11 protein-coding genes and 1 riboswitch are annotated in these 14479 nt (G+C 61.5%); of the genes, 1 reads left to right on the plus strand and 10 read right to left on the minus strand.

The features are described from left to right. Positions 1-8: 8 nt before the first annotated feature. From IB262_RS04905 to IB262_RS04945, 9 genes are all read right to left on the minus strand, one after another. The gene (locus tag IB262_RS04905; RefSeq protein ID WP_162728749.1) at positions 9-2216 is read right to left on the minus strand and encodes an esterase-like activity of phytase family protein; all 2208 of its coding nucleotides are present in this window, start codon (positions 2214-2216) and stop codon (positions 9-11) included. Between the two features lie 67 nt (positions 2217-2283). Beyond that, positions 2284-3198, minus strand: a complete 915-nt coding sequence (locus IB262_RS04910; protein ID WP_060606660.1) for a DMT family transporter — start codon at positions 3196-3198, stop codon at positions 2284-2286. Positions 3199-3285: 87 nt separating this feature from the next. Then, positions 3286-3468: riboswitch (FMN riboswitch) on the minus strand. Positions 3469-3592: 124 nt separating this feature from the next. Beyond that, positions 3593-3868, minus strand: coding sequence for a DNA-binding protein HupB (gene hupB, locus IB262_RS04915; RefSeq protein WP_034803616.1), 276 nt, complete (start codon positions 3866-3868; stop codon positions 3593-3595). A gap of 220 nt (positions 3869-4088) precedes the next feature. Continuing rightward, positions 4089-6509: an endopeptidase La gene (gene lon, locus IB262_RS04920; RefSeq protein ID WP_060522188.1), complete on the minus strand. Its 2421-nt coding sequence runs from the start codon at positions 6507-6509 to the stop codon at positions 4089-4091. A 384-nt stretch (positions 6510-6893) separates the two neighbouring features. Next, complete coding sequence (gene clpX, locus IB262_RS04925) at positions 6894-8171, minus strand: ATP-dependent Clp protease ATP-binding subunit ClpX (RefSeq protein WP_034803621.1); 1278 nt, start codon at positions 8169-8171, stop codon at positions 6894-6896. Positions 8172-8455: 284 nt separating this feature from the next. Next, positions 8456-9088, minus strand: coding sequence for an ATP-dependent Clp protease proteolytic subunit (locus IB262_RS04930; RefSeq protein ID WP_034803630.1), 633 nt, complete (start codon positions 9086-9088; stop codon positions 8456-8458). Between the two features lie 287 nt (positions 9089-9375). Beyond that, positions 9376-10935, minus strand: coding sequence for a phospholipase D family protein (locus IB262_RS04935; RefSeq protein WP_110818451.1), 1560 nt, complete (start codon positions 10933-10935; stop codon positions 9376-9378). A gap of 19 nt (positions 10936-10954) precedes the next feature. Beyond that, complete coding sequence (locus tag IB262_RS04940) at positions 10955-11812, minus strand: endonuclease/exonuclease/phosphatase family protein (RefSeq protein ID WP_034803635.1); 858 nt, start codon at positions 11810-11812, stop codon at positions 10955-10957. A gap of 159 nt (positions 11813-11971) precedes the next feature. Further along, positions 11972-12619, minus strand: coding sequence for a VOC family protein (locus IB262_RS04945; protein ID WP_034803637.1), 648 nt, complete (start codon positions 12617-12619; stop codon positions 11972-11974). A 204-nt stretch (positions 12620-12823) separates the two neighbouring features. On the opposite strand from IB262_RS04945, the gene IB262_RS04950 reads away from it, so the two are divergent. Further along, positions 12824-14062: a cytochrome P450 gene (locus IB262_RS04950; RefSeq protein WP_112975691.1), complete on the plus strand. Its 1239-nt coding sequence runs from the start codon at positions 12824-12826 to the stop codon at positions 14060-14062. 35 nt (positions 14063-14097) lie between these two features. Here the strand turns inward: IB262_RS04950 and IB262_RS04955 are convergent, their stop codons facing one another. Beyond that, a complete protein-coding gene (locus tag IB262_RS04955; RefSeq protein WP_034803653.1) occupies positions 14098-14442 on the minus strand; it encodes a cupin domain-containing protein in 345 nt (114 codons plus the stop codon). Positions 14443-14479: the final 37 nt, after the last annotated feature.

Consider the following 14479-nt stretch of genomic DNA (forward strand, 5'->3'; position numbering starts at 1 on the left):
GGTAACGCTTACATCGCGTTGATTGCGCCAATGGAGAAGAACAGGGTTTCGCCAGAGGAGTCGTCGACGCCGTCATTGTCGGTGACGACATAGCCGTTGCCGGCGGCATCGACGGTGAAGCCTTCGACCTTGTCGACGACGTAGCCATTCAGCGCCTTCAGTTCCGGAATGAGATCACGAACCTCTTCCTTCTTGACGACGGGCAGTTCACCGCCAAGGGCAGCTGGCTTCAGTTCCGAGAGCGCAACGCGATAGATCTTCTTCAGCTTGGCAGCCTGACCGATCAGGTTGTCGCGCTCGATGACATAGGCATAGTCGCCGTGGACGGAAATTTCCGACAGACCAACCCAGCCGTCACCGGCCTTTTCGAGTGGGTAGCGCACGGCGCCCCATTCTTCGCTCTTCACGTTGTAGGAGACGAGCTTGACGAAGCCCTTCTCGTCATCCTTCCATTCGCGCTGAACCGCCATCCACAGCGTCTGCTCGTCGCCTTCGCCGACAACGGTGATGCCTTCGAAGCCAAAGCGGGTTTCGCCGGCACGCAGCGCTTCCGGCAGGGCGATTTCCTTCTTGATCTCGCCCTTCTTGTTCACGTGGAAGATGGCGTGGCTGTAGAGCTTGTCGGAGTTGCCTTCCGACGCGAGCCAGAAGCCCCCTTCCCCGTCATTGGCGATGCCTTCGATGTCGAGCTTCTGCGCCGGTGCGCCATCGCGGGTGATGGCGAGCGCTTCGGCGATCAGCGCCGGCTTCTGGGTGGCGTCGATGGTGAAGATCGTGGGCTGCGACGAGTAGACCGAATCGTTGACGGCGCGCAGGAAGCCGGGCTTGTCGGCGACGGCAGCGAGACCGGAGAGTGCGCCGAAGCCGATCGGCAGGCCATCCTTCTCGGCGGAGCGGATCTGCGGATAGACCGCTTCGCCCTCGGCACGCTCATAGATCATCACGTGCGAGCGCGCGCCGCCGTCCTCGACGAGATCGACTTCGTTTGCGGTCGCAAAGAGATTGCGCGCGGGGATCGCGACGGCGCCTTCCGGCGAGATGCCCGACGGCAGGAGCTGCAGCAGCTCAGGCTCGGCGCCCGTATCCTTGTAGACGCCGACGATCGAGGCACGCTCGGACAGAACGAAGAACAGGTTGTCGTCACCGAACTTCGCCGCTTCCAGGCCCTCGGGCTCAACGCCCTTGGCCGAAGAGCGCTTCTCGGGATAGTGGCCGATGGCGGCAATCGCATGCTCGAAGCCCGCGCCCGATTCGAAGAGTACCTTGCCGGTGGTGTCGAAGATCGTGAAACCGCGCGAACCGCCTTCATAGTCGCCTTCGTTGGCAACGACGATGCGGTTGTCGTCGAGCCACTTCACCGCGTCGGGCTCGCGCTTGCGGCCCGGCTGCTCGTCCTTGAAGGCAATCGCGCCGTTGCGCTTGGTGTCGATGTTCTTGAGGTCGACCGTGCCGGCAGAGAAATGCGTCTTCACCGTTCCCGTCTTGCCGTCGATGATGACGATGTGGTTGTTCTCCTGCAGCGTCAGCGCGATCTCGTCCTTGCCGTTGAAGGAAACGAATTCCGGCTCCGGGTCTTCACCGGCGATTTCGGCAAGACCGGTCAGCGTCACGCGCTTCAGCGAACCGCAATCGGCAACACCATCCTTCAAAGACAAGATGACGAGGTCGCCGGCCGGCATCTGCGGGATCTTGCCGTCGTTCAGCTCTTCATCGCGCTCGTTCTCGATGGCGATGGCCGCCAGCGTGCGGTCCTTGTTGACGGCGATCGAATCCGGCTGGCCGCCGAGATCGCAGGTGGCATCGACTTTCTTCGAGGCCAGATCGACGACCGCAAGAAGCCCCGAAGGCTTGACGAAGCTTTCGCGCGTGTTGACCGCGACGAGTGCCTTTGCACCGGCGATGGTGACCGAGGTCGGCTCGCCGTCAAAAGAGACCGTGCCGGCTGCCTTCGGCGCCTTGGCATCGGTGATGTCGATCAGGCCGACGCGCTTGCCGGGGCTGTCGGAATAGACAAGCGTGTTGCCGTCTTCGCTGGCCGTGATGATTTCGGCAGATGTCGGCGCCTTGCGCGCATCGCCTTCCGGCAGGTTATCGGCAACAGCAAAGGATGCAATGCGGTTGAAGACGGGCTCGGCCGCCGCAGGAAATGCTGCGGATGCAAGAAGAACGGCCGCAAGCGCGGTCACGCGCGAAGTGATGGTCATGAAATCCCCCATGTGCGAACACTGAAAACATGGGGGTTCTGCGCGATGCCGATGACAGCCGAATGACAACGCTTGGGTTTTACACCGTTCCGGTTGCAGGCGCGGCGCGCTCGCGCCGCATCTCGTTGCGCATGATGAACAGCGAGGCGCCAAGGATCAGCACTGCGCCGACCCAAAGATATCCTGTCGGCGCGTAACCGAAGACCAGCCAGCCCGCAAAGACGTTAAGCGGCAGCTTCAGATCGTCGAAGGGCTGCACGTAGGCAGCGTCGGCAACAGTATAGGCGAGCGTCAGCAGATATTGTGCGACTACGGTCAGTATCCCGGCGAGAAGCAGGAAGCCGAGTGCTGTCCCATCCGGCATGGTGAAGCCGGCCGAAAGCGCGATGGCGCCGTTGATCGGCGTCAGAAGCACAAGCAGCCATACGGTGATCGTTTCGGGGCGCTCGATACTTGTGAGGCTCTTGGTGATGAGCGACGAAGCGCCCCACAACAGCGCCGACAGGATCGGCAAAAGGGCGGCCCAGCTGAAGCTGTCCGACCACGGTTCGAGAATGATCATCGCCCCGGCGAAACCGACCGCGGTTGCGGCCCAGCGCGCCGCGCCGACGCGTTCGCCGAGAAACAGGCGGGCGCCGAGGATGATGAAGAACGGCGAGGTCATGACCAGCGCGATCGCCTGCCAGATCGGCACGTGCGCCAGACCGGAGACCCAGGCCCCCACACCGAAGGCGGCCAACACCACGCGCGCGACGTGACGCCAGGGATAGTCGGTGCGCATGGCCGACAGCCCGACGCGTCGCAGAAACGGCAGTGAGAAGAGGAAGGCGAAGGCATATTGCCAGAACGCCATGGCGGTGGCTGGAAAACCGAGCTTCATCGTCAGCCATTGGGTGACGACATTGAGGCCGGCGAAAGCGATCCCGGCCAACACCATGAAGCCGGCTCCGGCCATGGCGCGCGAGGAGGAAAAGCCGAGGGAAGTCTGATTCATGTCATGCACCCTGAAAGCGGACCAAACACAAATCAGGACGCATGAGCGCACGGCACGACGCCGGGCATCCCTGCCCTTCGTGCCAGCGACCATTCTCTTTCATCCGGACTATGACCGTCGGCTCCGGAGTTGCACCGGATCTGCTGACCCTCTCCCCAAAAATCGAGGAAAGGCGCTCGCGGGCTTGGGCCACCTTCGCGCGTCTCCAAGACGCCGCGCTGTCATGCCCTTACCGCCGGTGGGGACTTTCACCCCGCCCTGAGAATGGGCAAGCCCTAGAGCAAATGACGGACACCCGCAAGGGCTGCCCCAAAAATGCGAAAGGGTCCGGCTTGCGCCGAACCCTCGAATACCTGGACTGCCGGCCTCGTGTCCGGCCGCCAAGCAAATCTCATCAGCCGTTGACGGCATCCTTCAGGCCCTTGCCGGCCGTGAACTTCGGCACGTTGCGTGCCGGGATGTCAACTTCCGCACCCGTGGACGGGTTACGGCCCTTCGAGGCTTCGCGGCGCGAAACCGAGAAGTTGCCGAAGCCGACCAGGCGAATGTCGCCGCCGTTCTTCAGCTCAGCCTGGATGGTCTCGAAAACTGCATCAACTGCAGAAGATGCGTCGGTCTTGGAAAGTCCGGCCTTCTCAGCAACGGCAGACACGAGCTCATTTTTGTTCATGTTTCCACCCCTTTCAGATTGGTTCGAAACGACTGTGTTTTAAGGCGCGGCGGCTTGCGCTTCGCCCGCGTCTTGCCTTTCCCAATTGCGCCTAATCCCTTGGAATGCAAGGCTTGCAGGGCGCTTTTACAACAAAAAAGACCGGCCAATGGCCGGTCTTCCCAATTTTTCTGCAAAATGAGCGCCGCGCGAGCCGGCGGCACCCATTTTCAAGCGCCCGTCAGTGGGCGACGGAGGAGCCTGCTTCGTCCTGCGAATCAACCGGTGCTACGGTTGCCGGCTCGTTTGCCGGGTCCCAATCGATCGGTTCCGGCATGCGCACCAGAGCGTGTTCGAGCACCTCGCCCACCCGCGAAACCGGGATGATTTCGAGCGCGTTCTTCACGTTGTCCGGGATCTCGGCGAGATCCTTGGCGTTCTCTTCCGGGATCAGCACCTTCTTGATGCCGCCCCGCAGCGCTGCCAGGAGCTTCTCCTTCAGACCGCCGATCGGCAGCACGCGGCCGCGCAGCGTGATCTCGCCGGTCATTGCGACATCCTTGGAGATCGGGATGCCGGTCATGATCGACACGATCGTGGTTGCCATGGCGACGCCGGCCGACGGGCCATCCTTCGGCGTCGCACCTTCCGGTACGTGCACGTGGATGTCACGCTTGTCGAACAGCGGCGGTTCGATGCCGAAGTCGATTGCGCGCGAGCGGACATAAGAAGCCGCCGCGGAAATCGATTCCTTCATCACGTCGCGCAGGTTGCCGGTGACGGTCATGCGGCCCTTGCCGGGCATCATGACGCCTTCGATCGTCAGAAGCTCGCCGCCGACCTCAGTCCATGCGAGACCGGTGACAACACCGATCTGATCGTCACGTTCGGCTTCGCCGTGGCGGAAGCGCGGAACGCCCAGATAGTCGTTGATGTTGGCAGCGTTCACTTCGACCTTCTTGGCCTTGCCCTTGATGATCTCGGTCACGGCCTTGCGGGCGAGCTTCATCAGCTCGCGTTCGAAGTTACGCACACCGGCTTCGCGGGTGTAGGTCTGGATGACCGCCATCAGCGCGCCGTCTGTGACCGAGAATTCCTTCGGCTGCAGCGCGTGGTCGCGGATCGCCTTCGGCAGCAGATGCCGTTTGGCGATTTCCAACTTTTCCTCTTCCGTGTAGCCGGCGATGCGGATCACTTCCATGCGGTCCATCAACGGCGCCGGGATATTCAGCGTGTTGGCGGTGGTGATGAACATCACGTTGGACAGGTCGTATTCGACCTCCAGGTAGTGGTCCATGAAGGTCGAGTTCTGTTCCGGATCCAGCACCTCAAGCAGCGCCGACGACGGATCGCCGCGGAAGTCCTGGCCCATCTTGTCGATTTCGTCGAGCAGGAACAGCGGGTTGGACCGCTTCGCCTTCTTCATCGACTGAACGACCTTGCCCGGCATCGAGCCGATATAGGTGCGGCGGTGGCCACGGATCTCGGCTTCGTCACGAACGCCGCCCAGCGCCATGCGCACATATTCGCGGCCGGTCGCCTTGGCGATCGACTTGGCGAGCGAGGTCTTGCCGACGCCCGGAGGGCCGACGAGGCACAGGATGGGGCCCTTGATCTTGGTCGAACGCGCCTGCACGGCGAGATACTCGACGATGCGCTCCTTGACCTTGTCGAGGCCGAAATGATCGACGTTGAGCACTTCCTCGGCATGGTTCAGGTCGGTCTTGATCTTCGACTTCTTGCCCCAAGGCAGGCCGAGCAGCCAATCCAGGTAGTTGCGAACGACGGTGGCTTCCGCCGACATCGGGCTCATCTGGCGCAGCTTCTTCAGCTCTGCATCAGCCTTTTCGCGCGCTTCCTTGGAAAGCTTGGTCTTGGCGATACGCTCTTCGAGCTCGGCCATCTCGTCGCGGCCGTCTTCGCCGTCGCCGAGTTCCTTCTGGATCGCCTTCATCTGTTCGTTGAGGTAGTACTCGCGCTGGGTCTTCTCCATCTGGCGCTTGACGCGCGAGCGGATGCGCTTTTCCACCTGCAGGACGGAGATCTCGCCTTCCATGAAGCCGAGCGCCTTTTCCAGGCGCATCTTCACGCTGGTCGTCTCCAGCATTTCCTGCTTTTCGACGATCTTGATCGACAGGTGCGAAGCGACCGTGTCGGCCAGCTTCGAATAGTCCTCGATCTGGCTGGCAACGCCGACGACCTCGGGAGAGATCTTCTTGTTGAGCTTTACGTAGCTTTCGAATTCGGAGACGACCGAGCGGCTGAGCGCCTCGATCTCGACCGGATCTTCCTCCGGCTCGCTCAGGCTATGCGCCGCAGCCTCATAGAATTCCTCGCGCGGCGTGTAGCCGTCGATTTTGGCGCGCGCGCGGCCCTCGACCAGTACCTTGACGGTGCCGTCGGGCAGCTTCAGCAGTTGCAGAACGTTGGCGATGGTGCCGACTTCGTAGATCGCGGACGGTTCCGGATCGTCGTCGGTGGCGTTGATCTGGGTGGCAAGCATGATCTGCTTGTCGGTGCCCATGACTTCCTCAAGCGCACGGATCGATTTTTCGCGGCCGACGAAAAGCGGCACGATCATATGCGGGAAGACTACGATGTCGCGGAGCGGCAGGACCGGGTAGGTCGCGCTTTCAGTCGCCGGTGACGTTTTGTTCGTCATGTCATTTCCTTTCCGTCCCGATTTCGGGCCCGTATCCGGGAGCCCTACAGGCACTCCCGGCTGTCATATTTTCCACATGAAAGTGGAGTGCGACCGCGTCCATTTCAAGGCTCGACGCAGACATCCACAAACAGTGGCCGGGTCCTTCTGACTACGCATCAATGCTGTTGCGGACCTTGCGACGGACTACAAGCTCATGGACCGCAACCATTAAGGTCCTTCATTGAATCGTCACATCATTGCGTTGTTTGCGGCACTTTAGCAACAATCGAATTGTGAAATCTGCGCCCCGGCGCGGGTGTCTCAACAGCTAAGTGTGAACACATGAAGCAGACATGAAAAAGCCCGCACGAGGCGGGCTTCTCAAAGGATAATTCAGGACGCTCAGGCCGAAACGTTGGTCTTTTCGTCCGACCGTTCCGAGTAGATGTAGAGCGGCCGGGCAGCGCCCTTGACCACCTCGTCCGAGATGACCACTTCGCGCACGCCTTCGAGCGTCGGCAGCTCGAACATGGTGTCGAGCAGGATCTTCTCCATGATGGAGCGAAGGCCACGGGCACCGGTCTTGCGCACGATCGCCCGACGCGCGATCTCGCGAAGCGCGTCCTCGTGGAAGGTCAGTTCGACGTCTTCCATCTCGAACAGGCGCTGGTACTGCTTGATCAGAGCGTTCTTCGGCTCGGACAGGATCTGGATCAGCGCATCTTCATCGAGATCTTCGAGCGTCGCCAGAACCGGCAGACGACCGATGAATTCCGGGATCAGGCCGAACTTGACGAGATCTTCCGGCTCCAGTTCGCGCAGAACTTCGCCGACACGGCGATCCTCCGGCGAGCGGACCGTTGCGCCGAAACCGATCGAGGTCTTCTCGCCACGGGCGGAGATGATCTTGTCGAGGCCGGCAAAGGCACCGCCGCAGATGAACAGGATGTTGGTCGTATCCACCTGCAGGAATTCCTGCTGCGGATGCTTGCGGCCGCCCTGCGGCGGTACCGAGGCAACCGTGCCTTCCATGATCTTCAGAAGCGCCTGCTGCACGCCCTCGCCCGATACGTCGCGGGTTATCGACGGGTTGTCGGACTTGCGCGAAATCTTGTCGACTTCGTCGATGTAGACGATGCCGCGCTGGGCGCGCTCGACGTTGTAGTCGGCAGCCTGAAGCAGCTTCAGGATAATGTTCTCGACGTCTTCACCGACATAACCGGCTTCGGTCAGCGTCGTTGCGTCGGCCATGGTGAACGGCACGTCGATGATGCGGGCAAGCGTCTGGGCGAGATAGGTCTTGCCGCAGCCGGTCGGGCCGACCAGCATGATGTTCGACTTCGCAAGCTCGACGTCGCTTCCCTTGGCGGCGTGCGCCAGGCGCTTGTAATGGTTGTGAACGGCGACCGACAGGATGCGCTTCGCCTGCTGCTGGCCGATGACGTATTCGTCCAGAACCTTGATGATTTCCTGAGGGGTCGGAACACCGTCGCGGGACTTGACCATCGAGGTCTTGTTCTCTTCGCGAATGATATCCATGCACAGTTCGACGCATTCATCGCAGATGAACACGGTCGGTCCGGCAATCAGTTTTCGGACTTCGTGCTGGCTCTTGCCGCAGAACGAACAATAAAGTGTATTCTTCGAGTCACCGCCGTTGCTTCCGCTGACCTTGCTCATTTCCACTTCCTTCCAGCACGCCGGACACTTTCAAGATAAGTATCGCGGACCACTCAATTTGCCCTGAGCCTCAACCTCAAACAGGGCTTCCGGGAGTACTCACCGCCCCAGGCGTAAACGCCCGACGCATTCGCAACGACTCTCCCAACTCCGAACGAACACTACGCTGACAGATTCCAACATAGCATTAATGGTTCATATTACCGGCTTTACCCTGTCGATAAAGCCCTTGAGCCATTACAATTGTGTCACAATTACATCTATCCCGACACAAATGCGCGTTATCAGGCCTGCTCGCCGCCCTCGATCTCTTCGCGCGAGGTCAGAACCTTGTCGACAAGGCCCCAGCTCAGAGCTTCGTCCGCATTCATGAAATGATCGCGATCGAGCGTCTGCTCAACCTCTTCATAGGTCCGTCCGCAGTGCTTGACGTAGACCTCGTTGAGGCGGCGCTTCATCTTCAGGATGTCCTTGGCGTGGCGCTCGATATCCGAGGCCTGGCCCTGGAAACCGCCCGAGGGCTGGTGAACCATGATGCGCGCGTTCGGCGTCGCGAAACGCATGTCCTTGTGGCCGGCGGCCAGGAGCAGCGAACCCATCGAGGCGGCCTGACCGACGCAGAGCGTCGAAACGGCCGGCTTGATGAACTGCATCGTGTCGTAGATCGCCATGCCCGACGTGACGACGCCGCCCGGCGAATTGATGTAGAGCGCGATTTCCTTCTTCGGGTTTTCTGCTTCAAGGAAAAGAAGCTGGGCGCAGACGAGCGTTGCCATCTGGTCTTCGACCGGGCCGGTCACGAAGATGATGCGCTCCTTCAGAAGGCGCGAAAAGATATCGTAGGAACGTTCACCGCGGTTGGTCTGTTCAACAACCATCGGCACCAGTGCCAGGGCGGTATCAACGGGATTTCTCATATCGAACCTTCATCAATCGGGTTCGCAAAACCTTTGCGAACCGGGAATCACGGGATTTACCTTCTGCTCCTACATAGAGTGTCAACACCCTTCACTTCAAGTCGCGAAGCTTCGATAAGCTTAATCGAAGGTCCGCTTTGCTTCGAAGTTCGGCCGTCCTCCACACATGGTTGGCGATAGAACATTTTTCCATCGATATCCTCGGTTGAGGCCATGGACGCAAACTCTGCACACAGGCTTCGGTGATATCGGTAAACGAAGGGGAAATCCGCGAACCTGGGCGCTGTTCACAGCTGCGACTCGATCGGCAGCACACGGATTACCCCGGCGATCATGCGCCTTGCCAGGCTGGCGTCCGGCTCGTGGCGCACCAGCCGCTCGGAGCCATTGGCGCGATCACGCCAGACAAGACGCGATCCTTCGATGTCGACCCGGTAGCTGATCGACGGCGAAGTTTCCTCCTCGAACATGGAAGCCAGTTCGCCGGCGAGTGCCGCATCCTGAAAGACGACGCCCATTTCCGTGTTGAGTGAAGCGGAGCGCGGATCGAAGTTCATCGAGCCGACAAAACCGTTCAGGCCATCGACCACGAACGCCTTGCTGTGCAGGCTCGCGTTGCGGCGTCCGAACAATGTCATGCGGTGTCCCTCGGCGACATCGCCCTGCTCCTTCAACTCGAAGAGCGCGACGCCGGCCCGGATGAGCTTCCGGCGATATTTGACATAACCGCCGTGAACGGCGGCAACGTCGGTCGCTGCAAGCGAATTGGTCAGGACCGCCACGCGAGCGCCGCGCGAAACAATGGCGGCGAGTTCCCGCGTGCCGGCAACGCCGGGAATGAAATAGGGCGAGATTATCCGCAAGTCCCGCGTGGCTGCCTCGATCAGCGGAAAGAGTTCGCGCAACAGCCAGTTCTGGCGCCGCTGCATCAGCGCCTTTTCCGGCGGATCGGATGCCAGACGGATCTCGGAACTCCAGTGAAGCCGCCGTGTGCCTTGGTAGATCTCCGCCTCTTCAACCGCCTTGTCGACGCGCTCGAGATAGAACCGGCCTGCCGGCGTGCGCGCCAATCCTTCGACGGAATCGCGCAGTGCCGGCAGATACTGCTTGCGCGGCGTGCGCAGCGCCGCGATCGGGAGCACGGATGTGCTGTTCCAGTAGCGGTCGAACATGGCAGACGCCTGCTCCAGCACGGGTCCGACCATCCAGACATCGAGGTCACGGAAATTGGAGAGCTCGGCAGCATCGAAATAGGCATCTCCGATGTTGCGGCCGCCGGCTATCGCAACGCGGCCGTCGGCTACCCAGAGCTTGTTGTGCATGCGGCGCGTGGCGCTGAAGGCGCGGATCGCCATTTCGAAGCCGCGGCGAAAGCGGTCGGTGCGCGCCCGGCTCGGATTGAAGAGCCGTACGTCGATATGGGGATGGGCGTCGAGTGCGATGCACATTCGGTCATGGATGCCCGCATTGATGTCGTCGAGCAGCAGCCGGACGCGGACGCCACGGTCCGCGGCGGCCAGGATCTCGCGGGCGAGAAGAAGACCGGTCAGGTCGCCCTTCCAGTAGTAGTACTGCAGGTCGAGGCTGCGTCCGGCGCGTCGTGCTGCGTGAGCTCGGACCACCAGGGCCTCGATATTATCGGAAACAAGCGCCACCCCATTGGCACCCGCCTGCCCCGCAACGAGCGGCGCCACATATCGGTCGAGCTCCGTGCCGGCATCGGCCAGCGGGAGTGCGCTTGACGGCGGCCCGTGCGGGCGGCGGCCGAACCGGCCGTAGACATAGAGAACCGTCGCCACAACCAGTCCGAGGATGGCGGCAACGGTGAACAGGATAGAGGATCCCATCGAAAACTCGCCCGTGCCTTTAGGCCGCCCCCGTACGCCCGGCTTCGACCCGTCGGCCGTCTCTTTGTTCCGGCTGCGCCGCCTTCAGGTCGATCGAGGCCTTTACCGGCAGATGATCCGAGGCGATCCGCGCCAACGGTGAATCGTGCACGGCGACCGACGTCACCAGGCTATGCGGGTTTCCGAGCACACGGTCGAGCGGCAACAGGGGAAAGCGTGAGGGAAAACTGGCGACCGTCGCGTGGGACGGATCGAATACCGGGCTGAGGAAGGACAGCGATGAACGCCGCCCCATCCGCCATTCATTAAGGTCGCCGATGAGCAGCGTCGGCCGCCCGTTCGCGTCGGACGCTGCCTCGAGGATCGCCTCGGCCTGCTGGGCACGCGAATGCCGCAGAAGTCCGAGATGGGCGGCGATGATGCGCAGCGGCCCCACTTTCAGATCGAGATCGACGACCAGCGCACCGCGCGGTTCCACGCCGGGCAGCTTGAGCTGCCGCACGTCGGAAACGGCGCCCTCACGCAGCAGCAGGACATTGCCGTGCCAGCCATGTCCCTTGGTCGAAAATCCGGAAATTGGCACCGAAACAAGGTGTGCCTCGCGGCGCAAATGCTCGAGATCGAGCAGACCGGCACGCTCACCGAACCGCTGGTCGGCCTCCTGAAGCGCGACGATATCTGCGCCCAACTCACCGATGACATTGGCGGTACGACCGGGGTCGAAGCGCCCGTCGGTGCCGACGCATTTGTGGATGTTGTAGGAGGCGATGACGATATCGCCACGGCTGACCGCGGCTTCGCGATGAACGACGGTGGGGCGTCTCTTGCGGATCGCAGCGACGATCCCCGCCGATAGACTGGACTGGTTTTTTCCCATGCCGCTCCCTGCTTGCTGGCCGCATCATGCGCAAATAGGTCGCCTGGTGCCACAGAAAAAGGGAGGAAAGCGGAAGTTTGTTCCCCGCGGATAGCACGCCTGGAGATACGGACGCCGGCAGCAAACGCGCGCTACCGGCGCCCCTTCCCGCGCTTTCGTTCAATCTGCCGGCCCTGCAAACAGGATCAGATTTCCGTCGGGATCGAGCACGATAAACGTCCGTGCGCCCCAGGGTTCCGTGCGCAACGTTTGGTGAAAAAAGACCCCGGCCGACTGGTAGCTCAGGAACAATTGCTTGATGTCATTGGCGGTATCGAGGGCGATGGAGGCGGAAAGCAGGTGCTCGCGCTGCCGGATGTCGCCGACGAAGACGGGTTCGCAGACGAGACGCAGAGCGAGCCGAGCATTGTCCCGGATCACCTGCCCATAGAAGGGCGGATCGCCGTAGACGAAATCGACCGCAAAGCCGAGCTTCTCTGTGAAGAAGTCGCACGCGGCGCTGATATCGGCAACGAACAACTGCGCGGCTGTCGATTGCAGCACCGGCTGCGGTGTGGCGGGTTTGGATTGCATGGTCATTGTCAGGGCTCCTGATTTGAGCGCCTGCCAACTGTCGAACCCCGATTGACGCGCGATCAGTTCCTGCGCGTCGGCGAGCTTGAACTCCGACTTGAGAATGGTCTCGTCGTCAAGATCGCGGAAGCGCGGCAAGGCAGCCCTGATCTCGGCTGCGACCGGATAGTATTGGTCGCGATGCCATCTGAGGTATTGCTTCGCCTGCTTCTTCAGGTTTTCAAGGTTTGGCATGGGCGCAACTACGGTCTGTGTTCCGTAGGCGGGCGTTGCCCTTTCAGCCCTCTGCCGATGCGCCCTACGCAGCCAGCAGAGATTGGCCGCCATGGCACGTGCTGTCAACGCCCTGATGGCCGCGGGTGCCGATATCCGTCCTTGCCGGCCGAACCGCGGTTCCCTTAGACATAGGGACATTGAAGTCCGCGAAGAGCCGCTGCCATGCCTGCCATTTCCATCGACCGCACGCGGAGGCGCGTTTCCATCGACGCGCGGGATCCAGCCTTCTACCGTGATCCGCTCGCAGCCTATGCCGAGATCCATGCGCAGTGCCCGGCCTTCTTCTGGGAGGAACGTCAGCAATGGTATTTCGCCGGCTACGACCTGGTGAACGCGCTTTTGCGCGACCGACGCTTCGGCCGGCAGATACTGCATGTGGCGACACGCGACGAACTCGGCCTGCCGCTGCCGAAGCCGCATCTGAAGGATTTCGACGCGCTCGAAGAGCATTCGCTGCTGGAACTCGAACCACCGGCGCACACGCGGCTGCGCACGCTCGTCAACCGGGCCTTCGTCTCGCGGCAGATCGAACAGCTCCGGCCGGACATCGAGCAACTGTCGCATGCCCTCATCGACGGCTTTGCCGATGACGGCGAGGTCGAACTGCTGAAAAGCTTTGCCGAAACGCTTCCCGTGACGATCATCGCCCGCATGCTCGGCATTCCCGTCGAAGCGGCGCCCGATCTGCTCGACTGGTCGCATCGCATGGTCCGGATGTATGTCTTCAACCCGAGCTACGAGACCGAACTCGACGCTAACCAAGCCTCCGCAGATTTTGCCGACTATCTGCGCGGCATCATCGCCGAGAAGTGCCGCACCCCCGCAGACGACCTGCTGACGCACATGATTACCTCGGAAAAGGATGGCGAGCGGCTGTCGGAGGCGGAGCTGGTCTCGACCACCGCCCTCCTCCTCAACGCAGGTCACGAGGCGACCGTGCACCAGATCGGCAACGCGGTGAAGACAATCCTGCAATCCGGGCTTCCGGCGAAAGACCTGTTTGCCACGGAGACGGCAACCGCGCTGACGGTGGAGGAGTGTCTGCGCTTTGCGGCACCGCTGCATATTTTCCAGCGTTATGCGCTCTCGGATATCGAACTCGATGAAGGCGTCACTCTGCGAAAGGGCGACAAGATCGGCCTGCTGCTCGGAGCGGCGAACGTGGACCCGAAGAAGTTCACCGGACCGAACGCGTTCCGGCCGACGCGCGACGAAGGCGCCAATGTCTCTTTCGGAGCGGGCCTGCATTTCTGTATCGGCGCGCCGCTTGCCCGGCTGGAGCTCAATCTGGCGCTGCCTATTCTGTTTCAGCGCCTGCCGAACATGCGGCTGAAGAACGAGCCCGAGGTCAAGGACGCGTTCCATTTTCACGGCCTGGAACGCCTCGACCTCGTCTGGTGACGAGCACCGAAGACTGATCTCCGGTGCCCCAGCGATCACAGACGGATGACATAGTCCTTGCGGGTCGTCTCCACGACCTCCCAGGTGCCCTCAAAGCCGGGACGCAGGATCATGCTGTCGCCGGCGCGCAGATGCGCCGCTTCGCCGCCATCCTGCGTGACGATCGAATAGCCTGAGAGGATGTGGAAGTATTCCCACTCCTCGTAGACGATCCGCCATTTGCCGGGCGTCGATTCCCAGACCCCGGCATAGAGACCACCTTCGGCCTCTTCAAGGTTCCAGGTCTTGAACTGCGGCGCACCTGAGATGAGCCGGTCGGCCGCAGGCGTACCGATTTCCGCCTCGGCGGTGGACAGGTCAAACTTCTGCATATTCGTCATCTTGGCACCCTTGCGAAGGGCGCGCTGGCGCGCCCTT

It is taken from the genome of Ensifer sp. ENS02, from assembly GCF_014851885.1.
Classification (GTDB): Bacteria; Pseudomonadota; Alphaproteobacteria; order Rhizobiales; family Rhizobiaceae; genus Ensifer; species Ensifer adhaerens.

What these genes read in the sequence shown, in the direction of transcription:
- IB262_RS04940 (WP_034803635.1), bottom strand. Translation starts at nt 11,812, where the DNA reads ATGGGAAAAAACCAGTCCAGTCTATCGGCGGGGATCGTCGCTGCGATC.
- lon (WP_060522188.1), bottom strand. Translation starts at nt 6,509, where the DNA reads ATGACGAACAAAACGTCACCGGCGACTGAAAGCGCGACCTACCCGGTC.
- hupB (WP_034803616.1), bottom strand. Translation starts at nt 3,868, where the DNA reads ATGAACAAAAATGAGCTCGTGTCTGCCGTTGCTGAGAAGGCCGGACTT.
- IB262_RS04935 (WP_110818451.1), bottom strand. Translation starts at nt 10,935, where the DNA reads ATGGGATCCTCTATCCTGTTCACCGTTGCCGCCATCCTCGGACTGGTT.
- IB262_RS04930 (WP_034803630.1), bottom strand. Translation starts at nt 9,088, where the DNA reads ATGAGAAATCCCGTTGATACCGCCCTGGCACTGGTGCCGATGGTTGTT.
- clpX (WP_034803621.1), bottom strand. Translation starts at nt 8,171, where the DNA reads ATGAGCAAGGTCAGCGGAAGCAACGGCGGTGACTCGAAGAATACACTT.
- IB262_RS04950 (WP_112975691.1), top strand. Translation starts at nt 12,824, where the DNA reads ATGCCTGCCATTTCCATCGACCGCACGCGGAGGCGCGTTTCCATCGAC.
- IB262_RS04910 (WP_060606660.1), bottom strand. Translation starts at nt 3,198, where the DNA reads ATGAATCAGACTTCCCTCGGCTTTTCCTCCTCGCGCGCCATGGCCGGA.
- IB262_RS04905 (WP_162728749.1), bottom strand. Translation starts at nt 2,216, where the DNA reads ATGGGGGATTTCATGACCATCACTTCGCGCGTGACCGCGCTTGCGGCC.
- IB262_RS04955 (WP_034803653.1), bottom strand. Translation starts at nt 14,442, where the DNA reads ATGACGAATATGCAGAAGTTTGACCTGTCCACCGCCGAGGCGGAAATC.
- IB262_RS04945 (WP_034803637.1), bottom strand. Translation starts at nt 12,619, where the DNA reads ATGCCAAACCTTGAAAACCTGAAGAAGCAGGCGAAGCAATACCTCAGA.